The sequence below is a fragment of the Sinomicrobium kalidii genome (assembly GCF_021183825.1).
GTDB classification, from domain to species: domain Bacteria; phylum Bacteroidota; class Bacteroidia; order Flavobacteriales; family Flavobacteriaceae; genus Sinomicrobium; species Sinomicrobium kalidii.
In genome coordinates this window covers 3292967-3309737 of record NZ_CP089211.1, presented here as the reverse complement: position 1 = coordinate 3309737, position 16771 = coordinate 3292967, and the positions used below count along the sequence as shown (strand labels likewise).

The 16771-nt window shown below is 43.0% G+C and carries 18 protein-coding genes; 11 read left to right on the top strand and 7 right to left on the bottom strand.

Annotation, left to right across the window (positions count from 1 at the left end; translation table 11 throughout):
• Positions 1-205: 205 nt before the first annotated feature.
• The 4 genes from LS482_RS13370 to LS482_RS13355 all read left to right on the top strand — a co-directional run bounded on the left by LS482_RS13370 (position 206) and on the right by LS482_RS13355 (position 2381).
• Positions 206-694, top strand: a complete 489-nt coding sequence (locus LS482_RS13370) for a hypothetical protein (protein ID WP_233028020.1) — start codon at positions 206-208, stop codon at positions 692-694.
• Positions 695-885: 191 nt separating this feature from the next.
• On the top strand, positions 886-1104 hold the full coding sequence (locus LS482_RS13365) for an SHOCT domain-containing protein (protein ID WP_233028019.1): 219 nt from the start codon (positions 886-888) through the stop codon (positions 1102-1104).
• Positions 1105-1223: 119 nt separating this feature from the next.
• Complete coding sequence (locus tag LS482_RS13360) at positions 1224-1514, top strand: DUF5676 family membrane protein (RefSeq protein ID WP_233028018.1); 291 nt, start codon at positions 1224-1226, stop codon at positions 1512-1514.
• A 33-nt stretch (positions 1515-1547) separates the two neighbouring features.
• Entirely contained in the window at positions 1548-2381 is an 834-nt protein-coding gene (locus LS482_RS13355) for a universal stress protein (protein WP_233028017.1), read from the top strand.
• 386 nt (positions 2382-2767) lie between these two features.
• Here LS482_RS13355 and LS482_RS13350 read toward each other — a convergent pair whose 3' ends face one another.
• Positions 2768-3292 carry a hypothetical protein gene (locus LS482_RS13350; protein WP_233028016.1) on the bottom strand — a complete coding sequence of 175 codons (525 nt, stop codon included), beginning with the start codon at positions 3290-3292 and terminating at the stop codon, positions 2768-2770.
• Between the two features lie 493 nt (positions 3293-3785).
• Here LS482_RS13350 and LS482_RS13345 point away from each other — a divergent pair, with 493 nt between their 5' ends.
• A complete protein-coding gene (locus tag LS482_RS13345) occupies positions 3786-3941 on the top strand; it encodes a hypothetical protein (protein ID WP_233028015.1) in 156 nt (51 codons plus the stop codon).
• Between the two features lie 825 nt (positions 3942-4766).
• On the opposite strand, the gene LS482_RS13340 is transcribed toward LS482_RS13345, so the two are convergent.
• Positions 4767-5813, bottom strand: a complete 1047-nt coding sequence (locus LS482_RS13340) for a response regulator (RefSeq protein ID WP_233028014.1) — start codon at positions 5811-5813, stop codon at positions 4767-4769.
• On the bottom strand, positions 5785-7029 hold the full coding sequence (locus LS482_RS13335) for a PAS domain-containing sensor histidine kinase (protein ID WP_233028013.1): 1245 nt from the start codon (positions 7027-7029) through the stop codon (positions 5785-5787). The genes LS482_RS13340 and LS482_RS13335 overlap by 29 nt, the downstream gene beginning before the upstream one ends.
• Positions 7030-7201: 172 nt before the next feature.
• Here LS482_RS13335 and trxA point away from each other — a divergent pair, with 172 nt between their 5' ends.
• Entirely contained in the window at positions 7202-7498 is a 297-nt protein-coding gene (trxA, locus tag LS482_RS13330) for a thioredoxin (RefSeq protein ID WP_233028012.1), read from the top strand.
• Between the two features lie 103 nt (positions 7499-7601).
• Here the strand turns inward: trxA and LS482_RS13325 are convergent, their stop codons facing one another.
• Entirely contained in the window at positions 7602-8438 is an 837-nt protein-coding gene (locus LS482_RS13325) for a universal stress protein (RefSeq protein WP_233028011.1), read from the bottom strand.
• Between the two features lie 225 nt (positions 8439-8663).
• Here LS482_RS13325 and LS482_RS13320 point away from each other — a divergent pair, with 225 nt between their 5' ends.
• The 3 genes from LS482_RS13320 to LS482_RS13310 are packed head-to-tail and all read left to right on the top strand — an operon-like array spanning position 8664 to position 12759.
• Positions 8664-9395, top strand: a complete 732-nt coding sequence (locus LS482_RS13320; RefSeq protein ID WP_233028010.1) for a peroxiredoxin — start codon at positions 8664-8666, stop codon at positions 9393-9395.
• Positions 9396-9414: 19 nt separating this feature from the next.
• On the top strand, positions 9415-10452 hold the full coding sequence (locus LS482_RS13315; protein ID WP_233028009.1) for a glycoside hydrolase family 130 protein: 1038 nt from the start codon (positions 9415-9417) through the stop codon (positions 10450-10452).
• 3 nt (positions 10453-10455) lie between these two features.
• Positions 10456-12759 (top strand): glycosyltransferase, encoded by a 2304-nt coding sequence (locus tag LS482_RS13310; RefSeq protein WP_233028008.1) that lies wholly within the window; start codon positions 10456-10458, stop codon positions 12757-12759.
• Between the two features lie 117 nt (positions 12760-12876).
• Here the strand turns inward: LS482_RS13310 and LS482_RS13305 are convergent, their stop codons facing one another.
• From LS482_RS13305 to LS482_RS13295, 3 genes are read right to left on the bottom strand one after another with little or no spacing between them, the layout of a single operon-like run.
• Complete coding sequence (locus LS482_RS13305; protein ID WP_233028007.1) at positions 12877-13854, bottom strand: MlaD family protein; 978 nt, start codon at positions 13852-13854, stop codon at positions 12877-12879.
• Positions 13855-13870: 16 nt separating this feature from the next.
• A complete protein-coding gene (locus tag LS482_RS13300) occupies positions 13871-14653 on the bottom strand; it encodes an ABC transporter ATP-binding protein (protein WP_233028006.1) in 783 nt (260 codons plus the stop codon).
• On the bottom strand, positions 14650-15432 hold the full coding sequence (locus LS482_RS13295; RefSeq protein ID WP_233028005.1) for an MlaE family ABC transporter permease: 783 nt from the start codon (positions 15430-15432) through the stop codon (positions 14650-14652). The genes LS482_RS13300 and LS482_RS13295 overlap by 4 nt, the downstream gene beginning before the upstream one ends.
• Before the next feature lie 137 nt (positions 15433-15569).
• Between LS482_RS13295 and LS482_RS13290 the strand changes: the two genes are divergently transcribed.
• Positions 15570-15953 carry a hypothetical protein gene (locus LS482_RS13290; protein WP_233028004.1) on the top strand — a complete coding sequence of 128 codons (384 nt, stop codon included), beginning with the start codon at positions 15570-15572 and terminating at the stop codon, positions 15951-15953.
• A gap of 12 nt (positions 15954-15965) precedes the next feature.
• Positions 15966-16742 (top strand): LOG family protein, encoded by a 777-nt coding sequence (locus LS482_RS13285; protein WP_233028003.1) that lies wholly within the window; start codon positions 15966-15968, stop codon positions 16740-16742.
• The last annotated feature ends 29 nt before the right edge of the window (positions 16743-16771 follow it).

Below are 16771 nucleotides of genomic sequence, written 5' to 3'. Positions count from 1 at the left end.
CCCTTTTTCGGATAAATGCTGCACTTTGAAAAGTAGTTGAAGTATGCCCCGGTGTAAAAGGTTATCTATGGCAAACTTATCACGGATAGGTTATTGTCTTCTTTGCGAACCGCACGGACCGGATCATAAACTGATATAAATCATTGTTTCAGCTTCCTATTATTTATAAACTTACACAGTTATATATCTCCTAAACTCTAAAAAAATGAAAGCAGCAACCGTTTTTATCGCTATGATGTCAATGGCTGTCTTGTTGGGTTGTGTCCGGGAAAAAGAAAAAAGTACGGGCGAACTGCTAAAAGATCAGGCCACACAAAACGAGATCATGGAAACCATTAGCAACGATCATGAAATGATGACTAATATGATGGAACATATTGTCCGAAATGACCACGCACTCCGGATGATCATAAGTAATACGACCGTGATACGTCAAATGATACAGGGAGACCAGATGATGAGTATGATGATGGAGAGTCCCGATCCCGACCGGATGCACACCATGATGCAACGCATGTTGAATATGGCAGCTTCCGACACAGCAGCCTGCAGAATGATGGGAAACACAATGATAGAAAACGATCATATGAAAAACATGATGCACGGCCTGATGAATAAAAAAAGTATGGCGGAAAAAAGAAAAACAATGCAAATGCATATGGAAAAATATCATCCTGCTAATAATACCCCTTAAGGACTTACAAATGAAATTGTACACAAAAAATTTCGGAATCGCGGGTGAAAGAACAGCAAATATGCAAGAGCCAGATGTAGAACAGGGAAGTCTTTTTACAGGAACACTGCTCTATTATGCCGTCGAAGAACTGGTAACTGTGACAGTTGCCACTCATATATAATAATTTGATAAATAAAAATGTAAAAACAATGAACAACTGGACCTGGTATATATGGGGAGCACACGGACTGTGGTGGATCTTCTGGGTAATTCTGATCGTCGGAGCAGCATGGCTGATCTACCTCAAAAGTACCGGAAATAATACCGGTGGGAGTAAAGATTCTCCCCTGGAGATCCTTAAAAAACGCTATGCAAAAGGAGAGATCAGCAAAGAAGAGTATGAAGAGACTAAAAAAACATTATCCTGAACCCTTCTCATCTGCAATGAGGCAGGATAGTGAAAAAGTTGCTTGGAACCTGGCATGCGTGTACTATAATCCGGGCCGTAAAAGGCAGTCCCTGACCGTGTCAAAAACTTAGTAAAAAGATGGATCGGATCAATGTTAAAAAATTCGGATTTGCCTGCGGGTTTACCGGAACACTATTCTATACAGGATGTACGTTTCTCATGGTCACCACAGGGTATGAGGGTACGGTTAGATTTATCAACAGTCTTCTGCATGGAATCGATGTCTCGGCCATTATCCGGATGGATATTTCGCTCTGGGAAGCGGGCATCGGGCTTATTGAAACCTTTGTACTCGGCTGGCTGGCCGGCGCGTGTATAGCAATATTCTATAATATTTCCGTAAAAAAAAGCATATCGCGGAATAGCTGATATGATAACCTTACCAAATTAAAAAAAAATACAATGAAACGGATTTTATTACCCACCGATTTTTCTGAAAATGCGCACAGGGCCATGCAATATGCAACAGACCTGTATAAGCACGAAGTATGTACTTTTTACGTACTCCATATGGTTTCTGTCTCATATCCGGCCATGAGCGTTATGGCCCCCCAAATGGAAAATCCCGCCTTTGAGGCAGCTTTGACAACCGGTAAAAAAGCACTGGAAAAAAGTATACACCAACTGGAATCCCTTAAAAACCCGAAACACCTGTTTAAGAGCCTTTTGAGAACCGGTTTCCCGGTCGATGGCATCAATCACATCGTTGAGAGAGATGCTATTGATATGATCGTTATGGGAACCAAAGGTACCGGAAATGCCAGGGGAATCAGCTATGGGAGCAATGCTGTAATCGTGATGGAAAAAGTAACCGGGTGTCCGGTCATTGCAGTGCCCGGCGAAGCGCATTTTGGCGGCCTCAAAGAGGTGGTATTTCCCACATCGTATGAATTTGCATGTAAAAGCGGGGAAATAAAACCTTTTAAGGATTTTATAAAAGACTTCGGGTCTACGGTCAGGATCCTTCACGTCAGTGAAAAAGAAGAACTGACAGCACAGCAGAAGGGTAACAAAAGATTGCTGGAAGACGAACTGACAGGAGTGTCATACACCTTTCATTCCATGTTAAATATAGATCCTGCTGTGGGGATCAGCTGCTTTTCGGAAAGCCGGGAGGTTGACCTTATCGCAGTGGTGAGCAGAAAACACAATTTCTTTTACAGGCTTATGGAAAAACCGGTACTGAAAGGAATTAGTTATTACTCAAAGATCCCGGTCATGGTCATGCATCATTGATTTGAATTTGCAAATAATACCTGGGTACGGCGTCTTTAATTGCCGAAACAATCCTGTTTTTAGAAAATTTTAAACTTCCTTATTCAAATGGAAAAGTGCTGATAGCCTTAGTCCTCGACTACAAAAGACTCCCCGAAATTTACAGTCGTATCATCACAATTCGGATGTAGTAAAACTTTTTGTCTGCAAAATGGGTCAGCTCTGATAAAGCAGTTTAAGTCACGGGAAAAAAATCACACTAAACCTGTGGATATGAAATCCAAAGGGTTCAGGCCCGACTAAAAATCTGGTTTACCACAGATACACGACTATATTATGGGGGGTTAATCTTATTCGTATATCCGTGACCAAAGATAGAAACACTTAAGTAGCCCGACGCAGGTTTTTTACCTTTGATTCGATAATAAACAATAGCCATAGAGATACCTAAATTCGTTGTGATTTTTATTTCCATTTATGTGGATGACGGACTGTTTCCTCAATTCACTGTGCCGGATTTTCCCCCCGTAGTTCCCCACCATAATCATAATCACAAAAGTCCCGACAGCAAGTAGTACTGTGATTATTTTTAATATGATATTCCGGTTATTCCGCATCGTCGAAACAAAGAAGGTAAATAAGGCCATCACACCTGTGGCCATCATGAGCCAAAAAGCAACTCCCGCCAAATCTTCATGAGCCTCTATATAAGGTTCGGATACCTCCTGTAAATGTTCAACGGTTTCTTCGGCTCCTTCCCCGGTCAAAAAAGCGGGAATGGTCAGTAAAGCAATAATCACAAGGGTTATAAGGCCTGCGTTTTCAAGGGATTTGTTTTTTCCCAACAATCCGTAGGTCAACAGGCATATTCCGAATAGTGTCCCTAAAATGGGAAGATGATTCAATAACAGGTGTAAATGTGTAGCGTCCATTTCTTTTTATTTCGATCAAATATCTTCCATATCAATCGGCAAAAAAATGATTTATATCAGTGTATATCTTTCCATATTATATAAGAATGTTAACAGGAATTACATTGTGTTCATCCGGCAAGGGCTGGTAAGGTTCCTTCCACTACATGCCAGCGAAGCATGCTTGCACAATCTTATTAAAGCCGGTAATGAGTGTATAGCCATGGATCGAAAAAATAGCTAAAGCCCCTGCCTTTGCCGGCAGGCATGGCGGAAAAAGACGCATCGAAAAGCTCCGAAGGCGATGTCCTGAGTTTATCGAAGGGATAAAATTAAAACAGTTTCTTAAAATAAGAACAGGGACTTGCGTCCCTGTTCTCTCCGTGGAAATCTTCGTATTCCCAAAACCTTAAATGCCGGCCCTCTTCGAGGGATCCCGGTTCATTTATATGTTCCGGAATGCACGACCGGATTTCCCCGATTATTGTCTCCGCATAAACGGGGACAATTTATTATGATGAAAAGTGTAGTGAAGAAACAGGCCTGCACTTCGGCAGACCTGTCTCCAGGGGATCTTCAATTCAAAAAGCAGTCCGTGCTGTTACCCGGAGATTATCCGTATAATATGGACTTTATGACTTTTAAGAAACTGAAAAACCCTTTGGGATGAGGCTTCAAAAGTCAGTGAGCACCGGTTTTTTCCCTTGTATTTCACAGAGGTGTTAAACCTTTTTACCCGAAAACCCGGATAAAAACATCCTTGTTATTTTCCGTTTAAGGAAAACTAAGGCCATACGTCAATGCTTCTGAAACCTCATTTTTCTTGAAAACCGTTAAACCGTTCGTATCTGTAATCAAAATGTAAAGAACATCGTTATCTGTAGTAAAGGAATCACTTTTATCAGCTTAAAAAAATGATATTTATCAGTTTGTCTTTTTTTGTGTCGTTATATTCCACAACAGAACAAATAACAGAAAAAGGCCATCTTCACGGAAGACAGCCTTTTCTCTCGGAAGGATTGATGTATTAACGTAAGTTATATAAGTTTTATTACCAAAACCAAACATCCCTCTATGATACATAACCTCCTCCAATAATAACAGGATGATCTGTTGTGAAAGATAAAGAAACAGGCTCACACGCTGGTAAGCCTGTTTCCGGGGAATCTTCAATTCTTCAAAAGTACTGTAAAGAACATTGTAAGATTGTTACGTCCTACGCTATACTTTACTTATTTTAAATAGGTTGAAAACTCCTTTATCTAACTACCCAAAAAGCAAAGAACTTTATTTTAACAGTACTAAAATACTCCCTTTTATCTCCTGAAAAAATGATATTTATCAGTTTCCTTTTTTCTTTTTTTATTCGTGTAAGACCAAAAACGGTATCCGGGTATGATAACTTATTTTTGCTACTGCAGGGCGGAACAATAGGTGTTGGGAAAAGTGGAGTTTTGTGATGTGTACCGGAAAGTTGCCGGGAAATTATAAAAGATCAGCTTATCTCCTGTAGTTTTTCTACACTGACAATCTTTATATTTCTGCCTTCAATAACGATCAGTCCTTCGCTTTTAAAGTCGGACAGGGTCCTTATAAAACTCTCCGGGGCTATACCGGCTACATGGGCAAGGTCATTACGTGAGATCCTGATACCATCTTCCCAACGCCGTTGTAGTTTTTCTACAAACCGCAAAATCGTAAGAGCCGTTTTCTTCCGGACAGAACCGTAAGCCATTTGCAATAGCTGTTCTCTGACCCCGGACAGATCTTCTGCTAAAAATTCCACGAGTTCTATGGTCAATCTGTGGTTGTTTTTCAATATACCGGCCAGGGTGTCTTTGCTTAGCCCGTAAGCGGTGGTTTTCTTCAAGGCCGTGGCAGATTCCTTATAAATATTGTTTTGTGTAAAAGAATAATATCCGAAAAAATCATCCTCCTTACTAATGCTGGTAATCAATTCCCTGCCATTTTTCTCAACCCTGTGGGTTTTAACCATTCCCGTCTCCACTAAAAAAACATAATTGGAGTGATTGCCTTCCGCATAAATAACATCTCCTTCTTCGTACGTAAAATATTTCCCTTCGTCCAAAAAGAAATTTTTGAGCTCGTCAATGTCCAGAATATCTTCATGGAGGGGCAGCAGGTTTCCGGAAGCGTGTTCTTCTTTTAAAATGGCCACCTTGGCCAGCCTGCTTTCTATGGCACTTATCAGTTCTTTTTCTTCAAAAGGTTTGGTCAGGTAATCATCTGCCCCGAGATCCATCCCCTTTCTGATCTCTTTGTGTTCTGTTTTTGCCGAAACGAATATGAAAGGTATCTGCCGCAGGTTTTTATCTCCGGACAGGGCTTCCAATACGCCATACCCATCCAGTTCGGGCATCATTATGTCGCAGACAATAATGTCCGGTTTTTCTTCATGGGCCAGATGCACCCCCTTTTTTCCGTTTGGGGCGGTGATGACTTCATAACCGGACAACTCCAATAGCTCTGCCGTACTTTCCCGCAATACGGGATCATCCTCTATGAGTAAAATCTTTTTCATGATTGGGTAGTTTTACCGTAAAAGTAGTTCCTTTTCCTTCTTCGCTCACAAAATCAATCTCTCCGCCCAGGTTTTCCAGGTGGCTCTTCACGATATTGAGTCCGATGCCCGTACCCTGGTCATTAACAGCATTCCGGGCACGGAAATACCTGCTGAATATATGCTTCTGGTCTTCTTCAGGGATACCTATTCCGGAATCCTTCACCTTGAAAACAAATACTTCCCCTTCCGATTCTAATTCTATGTTGATTGTTGTGTGTTCGGGTGAGTACTTCACTGCATTCCGGACGAGGTTAGAGAGGATAAGTTCCATTATTTTTTCGTCCTGGTACATTACATAATTGTCCACGTCTTCAGGAAAATTGATTCGTTGTCCCGTTTTGAGCAGCATATTGGCATCGTAAATAACCTCGTTAAACACCTTACTGATGTTAACTAAAGTGAGATTGTACTGTACCTTCCCGGAATCAATGCGTTCTACCGAAAGAAAATCGTTCAGGATATTATTGAGATAGTGCACCTTGTTCTTTATGGTTTCCAGGTGCTTTTCCCGTTTTTCCTGTTGGTCGCCTTCCGTATATTTTTCTATAAGTGTTGCCGAAACCATGATATTGCTCAGCGGCGTTTTAAATTCGTGGGAAACCAGGGAGAGGAACTGGGTCTTTAACTCGTTCAGTTCTTTTTCTTTCTGCAAAGCTTCCTTGATCCTGTTCTCAGCTTTTACCCTTCGTTGGACTTCTTTCTTTAACTGGCTTACGGAATCTTTCAGCTCCCGTGTCCTTACCTCTACTTTTTCCTCCAGTTCTTCGTTGAGCTGCCTGATCTTGTTTTCGGCTTCACGGCTCAGGGTAACGTCCATGACCAGGGCCACCACAAATTTTTTACCGTAAATAGTAAAAGGGTTGAGCCCGATTTCCACGGGGAGTTCGGTTCCGTCTTTCCTGATACCCCAAAGGTTTCTTCCGGCCGCCATTTTACGCTTGCTGGATTTGGCATAGTAATTTTTGAAATGCCCTTCGTGGCTTTGATGATACTGGCCGGGTATGAGGATATTCATACTACTGCCCAGCAATTCATCCTTTTTATAACCGAACATGCTTTCCAGCGGGGAATTGGTGGCCACTATATTTTTATCCCCGTCCACCACAAGGATACCCTCGGAAATGGTTTCCAAAAGAACGCTGAATATATTCTCTTCCTGCTGGAAAAATTTCATAATGGGGTAATTATAATTTAAATTTTCCAGAATAATTTAAATATTATCAAAGAATTGACTAAGCAACGTAAGTATAAGTGTCGTCGTCCATGATAAATATCATAAGGATTACGAATATCTTAATCTATTTTCGCTTAACATAACTATCAAATATAAGGATTTTTCTAAAATTATGAAAGCGGATTTTAACACAATAATAAATTCGGAAAAATATGTCCTGGTGGATTTTTATGCCGATTGGTGTGGCCCCTGTAAGGCATTTGCTCCCATTTTACAAGAGGTAAAAACCGAGTTGAAAGATTCCATCAAAATTATAAAGGTAAATGTGGATAAAAACCCATCGCTCTCCGCCCGGTACAATGTAAGAGGAGTTCCTACTATTGTCTTATTTGGACAGGGCAAGTTTTTATGGAAACATTCCGGGGTTTTATCAAAAGGAGACCTTATATCCCGTATTCTCAATTCATAACCCGGTTTCAAAAGGATTTTTCCTTTGCAAATAAACGGTTTATAACGAACTATATAGAAAATATTAGAATATAGCAAATCAAAATTATTCTATGGGCTAAACTCTAATCCATTTTAAAAGTAATCACGGGCCACCCGGACCGATTGGCCATATCTTCGGCCAGACTCCCCATAAAGAAATGGGCCAGGCCTTTCCTGCCGTGGGTCAGCACTGCGATCAGATCGGCGTTCACCCTCCCGCTAAAAGTATAAATACCTTGTTCGGTAGTATAATCGTTCCAGTAATTCACCGCTCCCATTCTTTTTTCACTTCCTTCGGCATTGAGCAGAAATCCCCTTACCTTTTCTTCGATCTGTGAAGTATCCCTGAACGATTCTCCGGGTAAATTGACATGCAGCAAATGCACTTTACTCTTAAACGGGGCAAAAAATTTCATTGCCCTTCTGTAAGCATGAATACTTTCCTGTTCAAAATCACAGGCAAAGACCACCCCGTTCATCTCAAAATTTTTGATCCGGTCTTTTACCACCAGTACGGGAAGATCTGAATGCCTTACTACTTTTTCCGTATTGGAACCGACGAACATACTCAATATCTTTCCGGCACCGTGCGATCCCATAACGATAAGGTCTGCTTCTTTCTCTTTTGCCACATCGTTTAATTCGGAGAAAGCCTTGTAATTCTGTACTACACATTCCGTTTCTATTCCTTTCATATAGCTTCTGGCCAGCAATTCATCGAACTTTTTTCGTGCCAGCTTCATATAATATACGGCCTCGGCATACTCCTGGTATTTATTTTCGGTAAAAAAGGCCCGGGATACCCCTATCATATGAAACAATAAAATTTGAGCTTTCTCCTTCTTAGCTATGGAAGCAGCCACCTCCAGGGCGTATTCGGCATATTCCGAGAAATCCGTGGGAACGATTATTTTTTTCATCTGTTTATCTTTTAGACGGAGAATTAAGTCCTTCAGCACGAAGTAAACTCTATCTCCTTAGTATTATAATACCCGCAAGATAAACCGGAGCATATTTGCCTGCCATGACAAATATCAGTGTATTCTTTCTCCCGCACCCGTAAAACATCCTTTTGCCCATGACTTAAATCATTTTATATGGAATTGATATCTAATACTTTGGCACAAAACATAAATCGTATAAAAATGGAAACAATTCAAGAAGAGCAAGCAATGATGCCCAGGATAGGTGACGAAGCACCTGCTTTTACAGCAATGACCACCCAGGGCGAAATTCACTTTCCCCAGGACTATACGGGGCAATGGGTAATCCTGTTCAGCCACCCGGCAGATTTCACCCCCGTTTGTACTTCGGAGTTCATGACTTTTGCCTCGCTGGAAGAAAAATTCAACAAGGCCAATTGTAAGTTGATCGGCCTTTCTATTGACGGGCTGTATTCTCATATAGCATGGTTGCGGACCATTAAAGACAAAATAGAATTTAAGGGAATGAAGAATACAGAGGTTAAATTTCCATTGATAGAAGACATTACGATGGAAATAGCCAAAAAATATGGCATGATACAGCCCGGGGAAAGCGAAACCCAGGCAGTAAGGGCCGTATTCTTTATAGATCCCAATGGTATAATACGGGCCATTATCTATTATCCGCTGAGCCTGGGAAGGAATTTTGACGAACTGTATCGGGTTCTGATCGCGTTGCGGACCTCTGATGCTTTTTCAGTAGCCACCCCGGCCGACTGGAATCCGGGCGATGATGTCATTATCTCTCCTGCAGGTTCCTGCGGAATGGCACAGGACAGAATGGAAGGAAAAGACCAGGAGCTTGAGTGTAAAGACTGGTTCTTCTGCACCAAAAAACTGGACAAAGAAGAAGTGTTGGCTGCTGTTGTAAAAACCAGTACCCGGATATCGTAAATCTATACAACCAGCAATTATGTCTCTAGTCACTAAACACGGAATTCTCCTGGAAAAGACCGATAACAGCTTTGAGGATGAGGGGGTCCTGAACCCTGCCGTATACCAGGATGCAGATACCGTTCACATGTTTTACAGGGCCGTTAGAAAGGGTAATTTTTCTACTATCGGTTACTGCAGGCTCAACGGCCCCTTAAATATTGTGGAGCGTTCTGACAAACCGGTCTTTTACCCGGAGAAAAGTTACGAATTCCAGGGCACGGAAGACCCGCGTATCTCCAAAATCGGAGATACGTATTACCTGGCCTACACGGCTTACGACGGTATTAACGTCTTCGGGGCCTATGCTACTTCCAAAGACCTAATTCACTTTGAAAGAAAAGGGATTATAACCCCAAGGCTTACCCTTGAAGAATGTTCTGCCCTTATGAAGAAAAATGCCAGGAAAATAAATATCATGCATATGATGTTTTATAATTTTTTCACCCGGTACAACCTCTCTAACCTGGTCAAAGGGACCATTCATGTATGGGATAAGAATGTGGTTTTCTTTCCCGAGAAAATAGACGGAAAACTCACCGTACTCCACCGGCTTTACCCATCCATCCAGCTATTGTGCTTTAACGATCCTTCGGAACTCGATACGGAATTCTGGAGCACGTATATCTCCAACCTTAAAAAACACATCCTGCTTTATCCGAAATACAAACACGAAAACGGGCATATCGGGGGCGGATGCCCTCCTGTGCCCACCGAAGAAGGCTGGTTACTCATTTACCATTCCGCCCAGTTTACCCGGCAGGGCTATACCTATCACGCCTGTGCCACACTTCTGGACAGGGAAGATCCAAGGAAAGTAATCGGCCGGCTCAGGCATCCCCTGTTCTCCCCTACACTTCCCTGGGAGAAGGAAGGAAATGTCAACGACGTGGTGTTCCCCACGGGAACGGCGCTCTTCGGCGACGACCTGTACATCTATTACGGGGCCGCAGACAGCAGGATTGCCGCAGCCTCTGTTAACATCAAGACATTATTGCAAAAATTAAAAAACACATAAATCATGAAAACACCCGTTTCCAAACCCAGAATAGTATTTGTTTCCACATTCCCACCCACCCAGTGCGGTATTGCCACCTACACCAATGACCTTATCAATTCTATCCACAATTCTTTCGGGGAAAACGTGGAATGTGTGGTATGCAATGTTACCGATAAACAAGAGTCTAAAAAAAATACATGCTATACGCTGAATCCCGATATCAGGGCAGATTACAGCAGGGTTGCCGGTGAGATCAACAAAGATCCCTTTGTGGAGCTTGTGCATATACAGCACGAGTTCGGATTATTCAGAGGTCCCTATGGCAATTATTTACTGGATTTTTTAGACGTTTTGAAAAAGCCGGTAGCCTTTACTTTTCACAGTGTCATTCCCGATCCGAATAAAGAATTAAACCACTTTGTAAGGCTCCTCGGTCAATATGCCTCCGCCATCTTTGTCATGACCCGGCAATCACAGAAAATACTGGAAGAAGACTACGGGATCAGTGACAATATCATTGCATATGTTCAGCATGGTACACATATTGTCGAATACGTTTATCCGGACGAGATCAAACAAGAGTACGGTCTTGAAAACCGGATGGTCCTTTCTACATTCGGTCTTCTGGGGCCCGGAAAAAGTATTGAAACCGCTTTGAGAGCTTTGCCTGAAATCATAGAAAGTCATCCCGATATATTGTATTTGATCATCGGAAAGACCCATCCCAACAATATCAGCAACAGTACTGACGGGTACCGCAACTACCTGGAAAGCCTGGTAAGGGACCTCAAGTTATACCGGCACGTACTTTTTATAGACCGTTACCTGGAAGTGGATATACTCCTGGAATACCTGAAAGCTACGGATATTTACCTCTTCACATCCAAAGACCCCAACCAGGCGGTCAGCGGTACTTTTTCCTATGCCATGAGCTGTGCGTGTCCCATTGTCGCCACATCCATACCCCATACCCGGGAAGTGCTTACTCCCGATGCCGGGTTTCTCATCGATATCGAAAATTCCGAACAACTGGCCCGGGCAGTTAACCGGTTGCTTTCCGATAACGCTTTGAGAACATCCATGGCCATATCGGGTTTTCACAAAACAAGGGAATCCTCATGGGAAAATGTGGCCATAAAGCACGTGAATACCTATAACCGGTTTGTCGGTGAATTTGACAGGATCTCCTACAATTACCCCCCTGTTAAATTAGACCATATCAAAAAGTTAACAACAGAAAGGGGGATCATCCAATTTTGCAAGGTCTGCAAACCGGACCTGGCTTCCGGCTATACCTTAGATGATAATGCCCGGGCATTAATTGCCATGTGTTTTCATTACGAACTATTCAGGGAAAAAGGAGACCTGAGATATATGGACATATACCTGAATTTTATAGAACAATGCCAGCAACCTTCGGGAACATTTGTAAACTATATCGACGAAAACAACCGTGAACACATAAAAAACAACCATGTAAACCTGGAAGATTCCAACGCAAGGGCCGTATGGGCCCTGGGCACCGTTATATCGCACGGAAAATTGCTTCCGGAAGGAGTGGTCAACCGGGCTACCATCTGCCTTTTAAAATGTGCCGGATGGGTAAAAAGCATCATGTCTCCCAGGGCCATCGGTTTTACCATCAAGGGCCTGTTCCTGTATCACTCCGCTTCCGGGGATGACCGTGTTATCCCGGTCATTGAGAAACTTGCCAAAAATCTCATTTCCCATTATGATCTCATTGCTGCAAAGGATTGGAAATGGTTTGAGGAATACATGACCTATGCCAACAGCCTGTTGCCCGAAGCCATGCTTTACACCTACCTGGTTACCGGGGATTTTGCCTATAAAAAAACCGCCCTGGAATCGATGGATTTTCTTCTCTCCAAACTTTTTGTCAACGGTTGTTTTAAAGCGATATCCAATAACGGTTGGCTGCAGAAAGGCATTGCTCCCCGGTCATACGGCGAACAACCTATTGATGTGTCTTACACCATTCAAAGCCTGAATATCTTTTACAAAACATTCAGAATTCACAGCTACGGAGAGATGATGACCCGGGCATTTGACTGGTTTTTAGGAAAAAACCACCTCAACCAGACCATGTATAACCCGGCTACCGGGGGATGTTATGACGGACTTGAAAAAGACAGCGTAAACCTCAACCAGGGAGCCGAATCCACAATCTGTTACCTCATGGCCCGCCTGGTCATGGAACATCACCTTAACACGGGTATGAGGCAAATAAGAGATAGCCATTCTTTTCGGGGAAAAACAATAACCCTTTCCCCCGGAAAACAATATCAATTTGCACAGGACAAGTAAAGTGACGGAATAATCTCCTTCCGGTTAAAAGTGAAAAATCTCCCGGATTTATCCCGGGAGGGAGATTTTCCGTTTAAGCCGGTTGGCCGGCTTTTATCCTCGGAAAGAGCAGAAGTCTTATTTTTCCGTTTTCCTTTGCTCCCTTTCCAATCTCCTGAAATATCCCCGGAATAGAAAATTGTGCTTCAGGGCCTCCATATTCTCGTTAAAACTCCCGGTCCCCTCCTCTATGTTTTGCATGGTCCTTTCCAGCCGGCGTACCAGGGTAGTATCGGTAGCCAGGTAATTAAGTGCACCTTTGCCGTCTTTGATTTCGCCTACCAGGTTATTCAGGTTCTTCACCATATCGTTCATCTCAACACTTGAGCTTTCCAGGTTGGCTATAATATGTCTCATTTTTGCACCGGCAATGGTATCCTTTAATAACACTCCTGCCACACTTTCGTCTAAACGGATATCCTTTAGCCTGAGGTCCAGGTCCCTGATGATACGATCTGTCCGGTAGCTGGCATGTTTTAAATTGATTACCGTTTGCCCGAGGTCTGCAGCCATTACAGTGTCGTTCAGTAATCTCCCCAATGTTCCGTCACCACGGGTCAGGGCCTGGGTTACTTTGAGCAGGTCTGCGGTAAGTAATGCCGCATTCTCATTGGTGACGTTCAGCGTATTCAACATATCGTCAGCTCCTATTTTAGTATAGGAAGCGATCTGGTCCCCTTCCTGCACATGTTCCACGGAGTTCTTTCCCGGGATAATATTCAGGATCATATTTCCCACCAGTCCGTCAGAACCGATAGTGGCAATGGCATCTTTTTTAATATGCTTCAACATTTTTTCCTCTATTACCAGATAGACCCTGATCGTTGTATCGTTTTCCATTTCCACAGCCTTTACGGTACCTACATTGATCCCTGAAAAACGTACGTTATTTCCACTTTGCAATCCGTTTACATTGGTAAAGACCGTATTAATGGTAAAGGTTTTACCGAATAGGCTTTGGTTATTGCCTATCAAATAGACCGCGACAAGCAGGAAAACACCGGCTGTTATCACAAAAATTCCCAATCGTATCTTTTCCGAAGCTGTTTTTTTCATGATGTCAGTATTGAGTTCATTTAAAAAAGGCTTTCACTTTGGGGTCTGTGGACCCGGATAATTCACTAAAGGTCCCCTCCGTATAATTAATACCGTCAACCAGCAGTATCATGTGATCGGCAATAACCCTTGCACAATCCACATCGTGGGTAATAATAAGGGATGATGTGTTGTACTTTTTTTGAATGTGCCTCATCAGTTCTATAATTTCCTTTGAGGTAATGGGGTCCAGTCCGCTGGTAGGTTCGTCATACAGAATAATCTGCGGTTTCATGATCAGCATTCTGGCCAGGGCCACACGCCGTTTCATCCCCCCGGAAAGTTCTTCGGGCATTAAATCTACCGTATGGGCAAGCCCTACATTTTCCAGGGCTTCCATGACCAGGACTTCTGTATTCGTTTTGTTTCCCGGTTTGTCTTTATGCCTTCGCAAAGGAAATTCCAGGTTTTCACGTACGGTCATGGAATCGTAAAGGGCACTTCCCTGGAACAGGAAACCGATATCGGCCCGGAGCAGGTCCAGCGCTTTCCCGTCCAGTCGGGCAATATCGTTCCCCATGACCTCGACACGACCGCTGTCTGCCTGCATCAACCCGACCAGGCATTTGATCAAAACCGTTTTTCCCGATCCCGATTTTCCCATAATCACCAGGTTCTCACCCTTGTATAGTTTCATATTAAAACCGTTGAGTACCTTGTTGCTTCCGAAACTTTTTTTCAGGCCTCTTATATCAATTACCGCTTCCCGGCCATTTCCGTGCCGGGTCAATACCGGTTTTATGTCTTTTTCCCCGCTCATAGTTCATAAAAAATATCCGAGATCAAAACCGCGATAAAATCCAATACAAAGATGAGCATGGAAGCCAGCACCACGGCCGTATTGGCGGCAGCGCCCACTCCTACGGTCCCCCTCGCACAATAGTATCCTTTAAAGCACCCCACCAGTCCTATGGCAAAACCAAAAAAGAACGTTTTAATGATCGCCGGCAAAAGGTCACTGAAATCCAAAGCGTCGAACACCTGATTGAAATACAGTAAAAAGGAAACGTTTCCCTTCATATTTTCTATTAAAAAAGAACCGTATAAAGCCAAAACATCTCCGAAGATCACCAGAACCGGGAGCATAAGCGTAGTTGCCATGATCCTTGTGACAACCAGAAATTTAAAGGGGTTTGTCCCGGAAACTTCCATGGCGTCTATCTGTTCGGTAACCCGCATGGAACCCAGTTCCGCCCCGATCCCCGAAGCTATGCGCCCCGCACAGGTTAGGGCTATGATCACCGGGCCTATTTCCCTGACAATGGAGATCCCCACCATGGCCGGCATCCAGGAAACGGCACCGAATTCCTGTAGCGTTGGCCGTGTTTGTAAGGTCAGGACCAAACCAATGATAAAACCGGTAATTCCCACCAGGGGGAGAGACCGGTTTCCGACATTATAACACTGGTGAAGAAGTTCCTTAAACTCATAAGGCGGTTTCCACATTTCGACAAAAAACTTCTTTGCAAAATGGGACAGTTCTCCGATGAGCAGGAAAAAACCATTTACCTTTTTTACTATAGTTCTTGTATTCGGCATACCCCTTATTATTATTCCAAAGGTATGTTTTGATGAATACTGAATAAATGATTAATATCATACCCCGGCACTGATATTTATCATTCCGAAACTCCTTCTGTCAAGGTAATTTAGTTTCCTATAACAAATGATTAGCCATGGGACAACTAATTACTAATTCCGATCTGCATTTTGAGCATAAACTCTGGGAGAAAGAGATCCTGTTCTGGAAAGATGAAATAGCGTCTTTTCAAAACAGGCTTGATGAGATAGAAGAAAAATGGACCAATGACAAAGTCCTGGTAGAAATGGGACAATTTCAAAATCAATTTATTCTTCATAAAGGCAAAATGGAAAAACTGAAAAATGAAATAGAGGCCCATGAAATACGTATTGCCGGTCAGCTTATGGCCAATGAAGACGCCATAGACAGGGTAGCATTGAAATATCATCAGGATATGAGGGAAAAAATGGATATCCAGCGTTCCATATACACCGATCTGAAAAAACGCTTTTTTTCCTTTTTGTCCGCATACATGTAACGAACAGCAAAAATGACACAAAAATCTTTCCTTACCCGCGAAGAAAAAGCATTCCTGCAGGGCCCGAGGGATCGTATAAAGGAGTTGCTCTTCACCATTAAGGTGCAGTATAATTTTATACGCGCCTTCCGGAAAATGCACTTTATAGGTCCCTGTGTCACTGTTTTCGGCTCTGCCCGTTTTGAACCGGAGAATCTCTACTATAAACAAGCGGAAGAAATAGGAAAGGCCCTCGCAAAAATGGGGTTTACCGTAATGACAGGCGGTGGTCCCGGTATTATGGAAGCTGCGAACAAGGGTGCGTATGAGAACGGGGGATATTCTGTGGGATGCAATATTATCCTGCCCCACGAACAGGGAGCAAACCCCTATTTGCACAAATGGATCGATATCCCGTATTTCTTTGTCCGGAAGTTTTTGCTGATAAAATATTCCTACGCCTTTATTGTCATGCCCGGCGGTATAGGAACACTGGACGAACTGTTCGAGGCCCTTACCCTGATCCAGACTAAAATGATAAACCATTTCCCGGTGGTTTTGTTCGGGAAAGCCTATCACAAGGAACTTTACGAACACATTCAGTTGATGGCCAGGAACGAAAGCATTGATCCGGAAGACCTGGAGTTGCTTTTTATTACGGATTCCGTCGAAGATATGGTTAACCACCTGAACACACAGGCCATCCAGAAGTTCGGCCTGGTCAGGAAGGCCTATAACACCAAGTGGTGGTTTGGGGAATCCGGCGGAAGAAGGCTGAACCACGTCTCGGCCGTCCGGCAAAAAGGATAAGGCAATGAACGCTTTACTATTAAAAAACA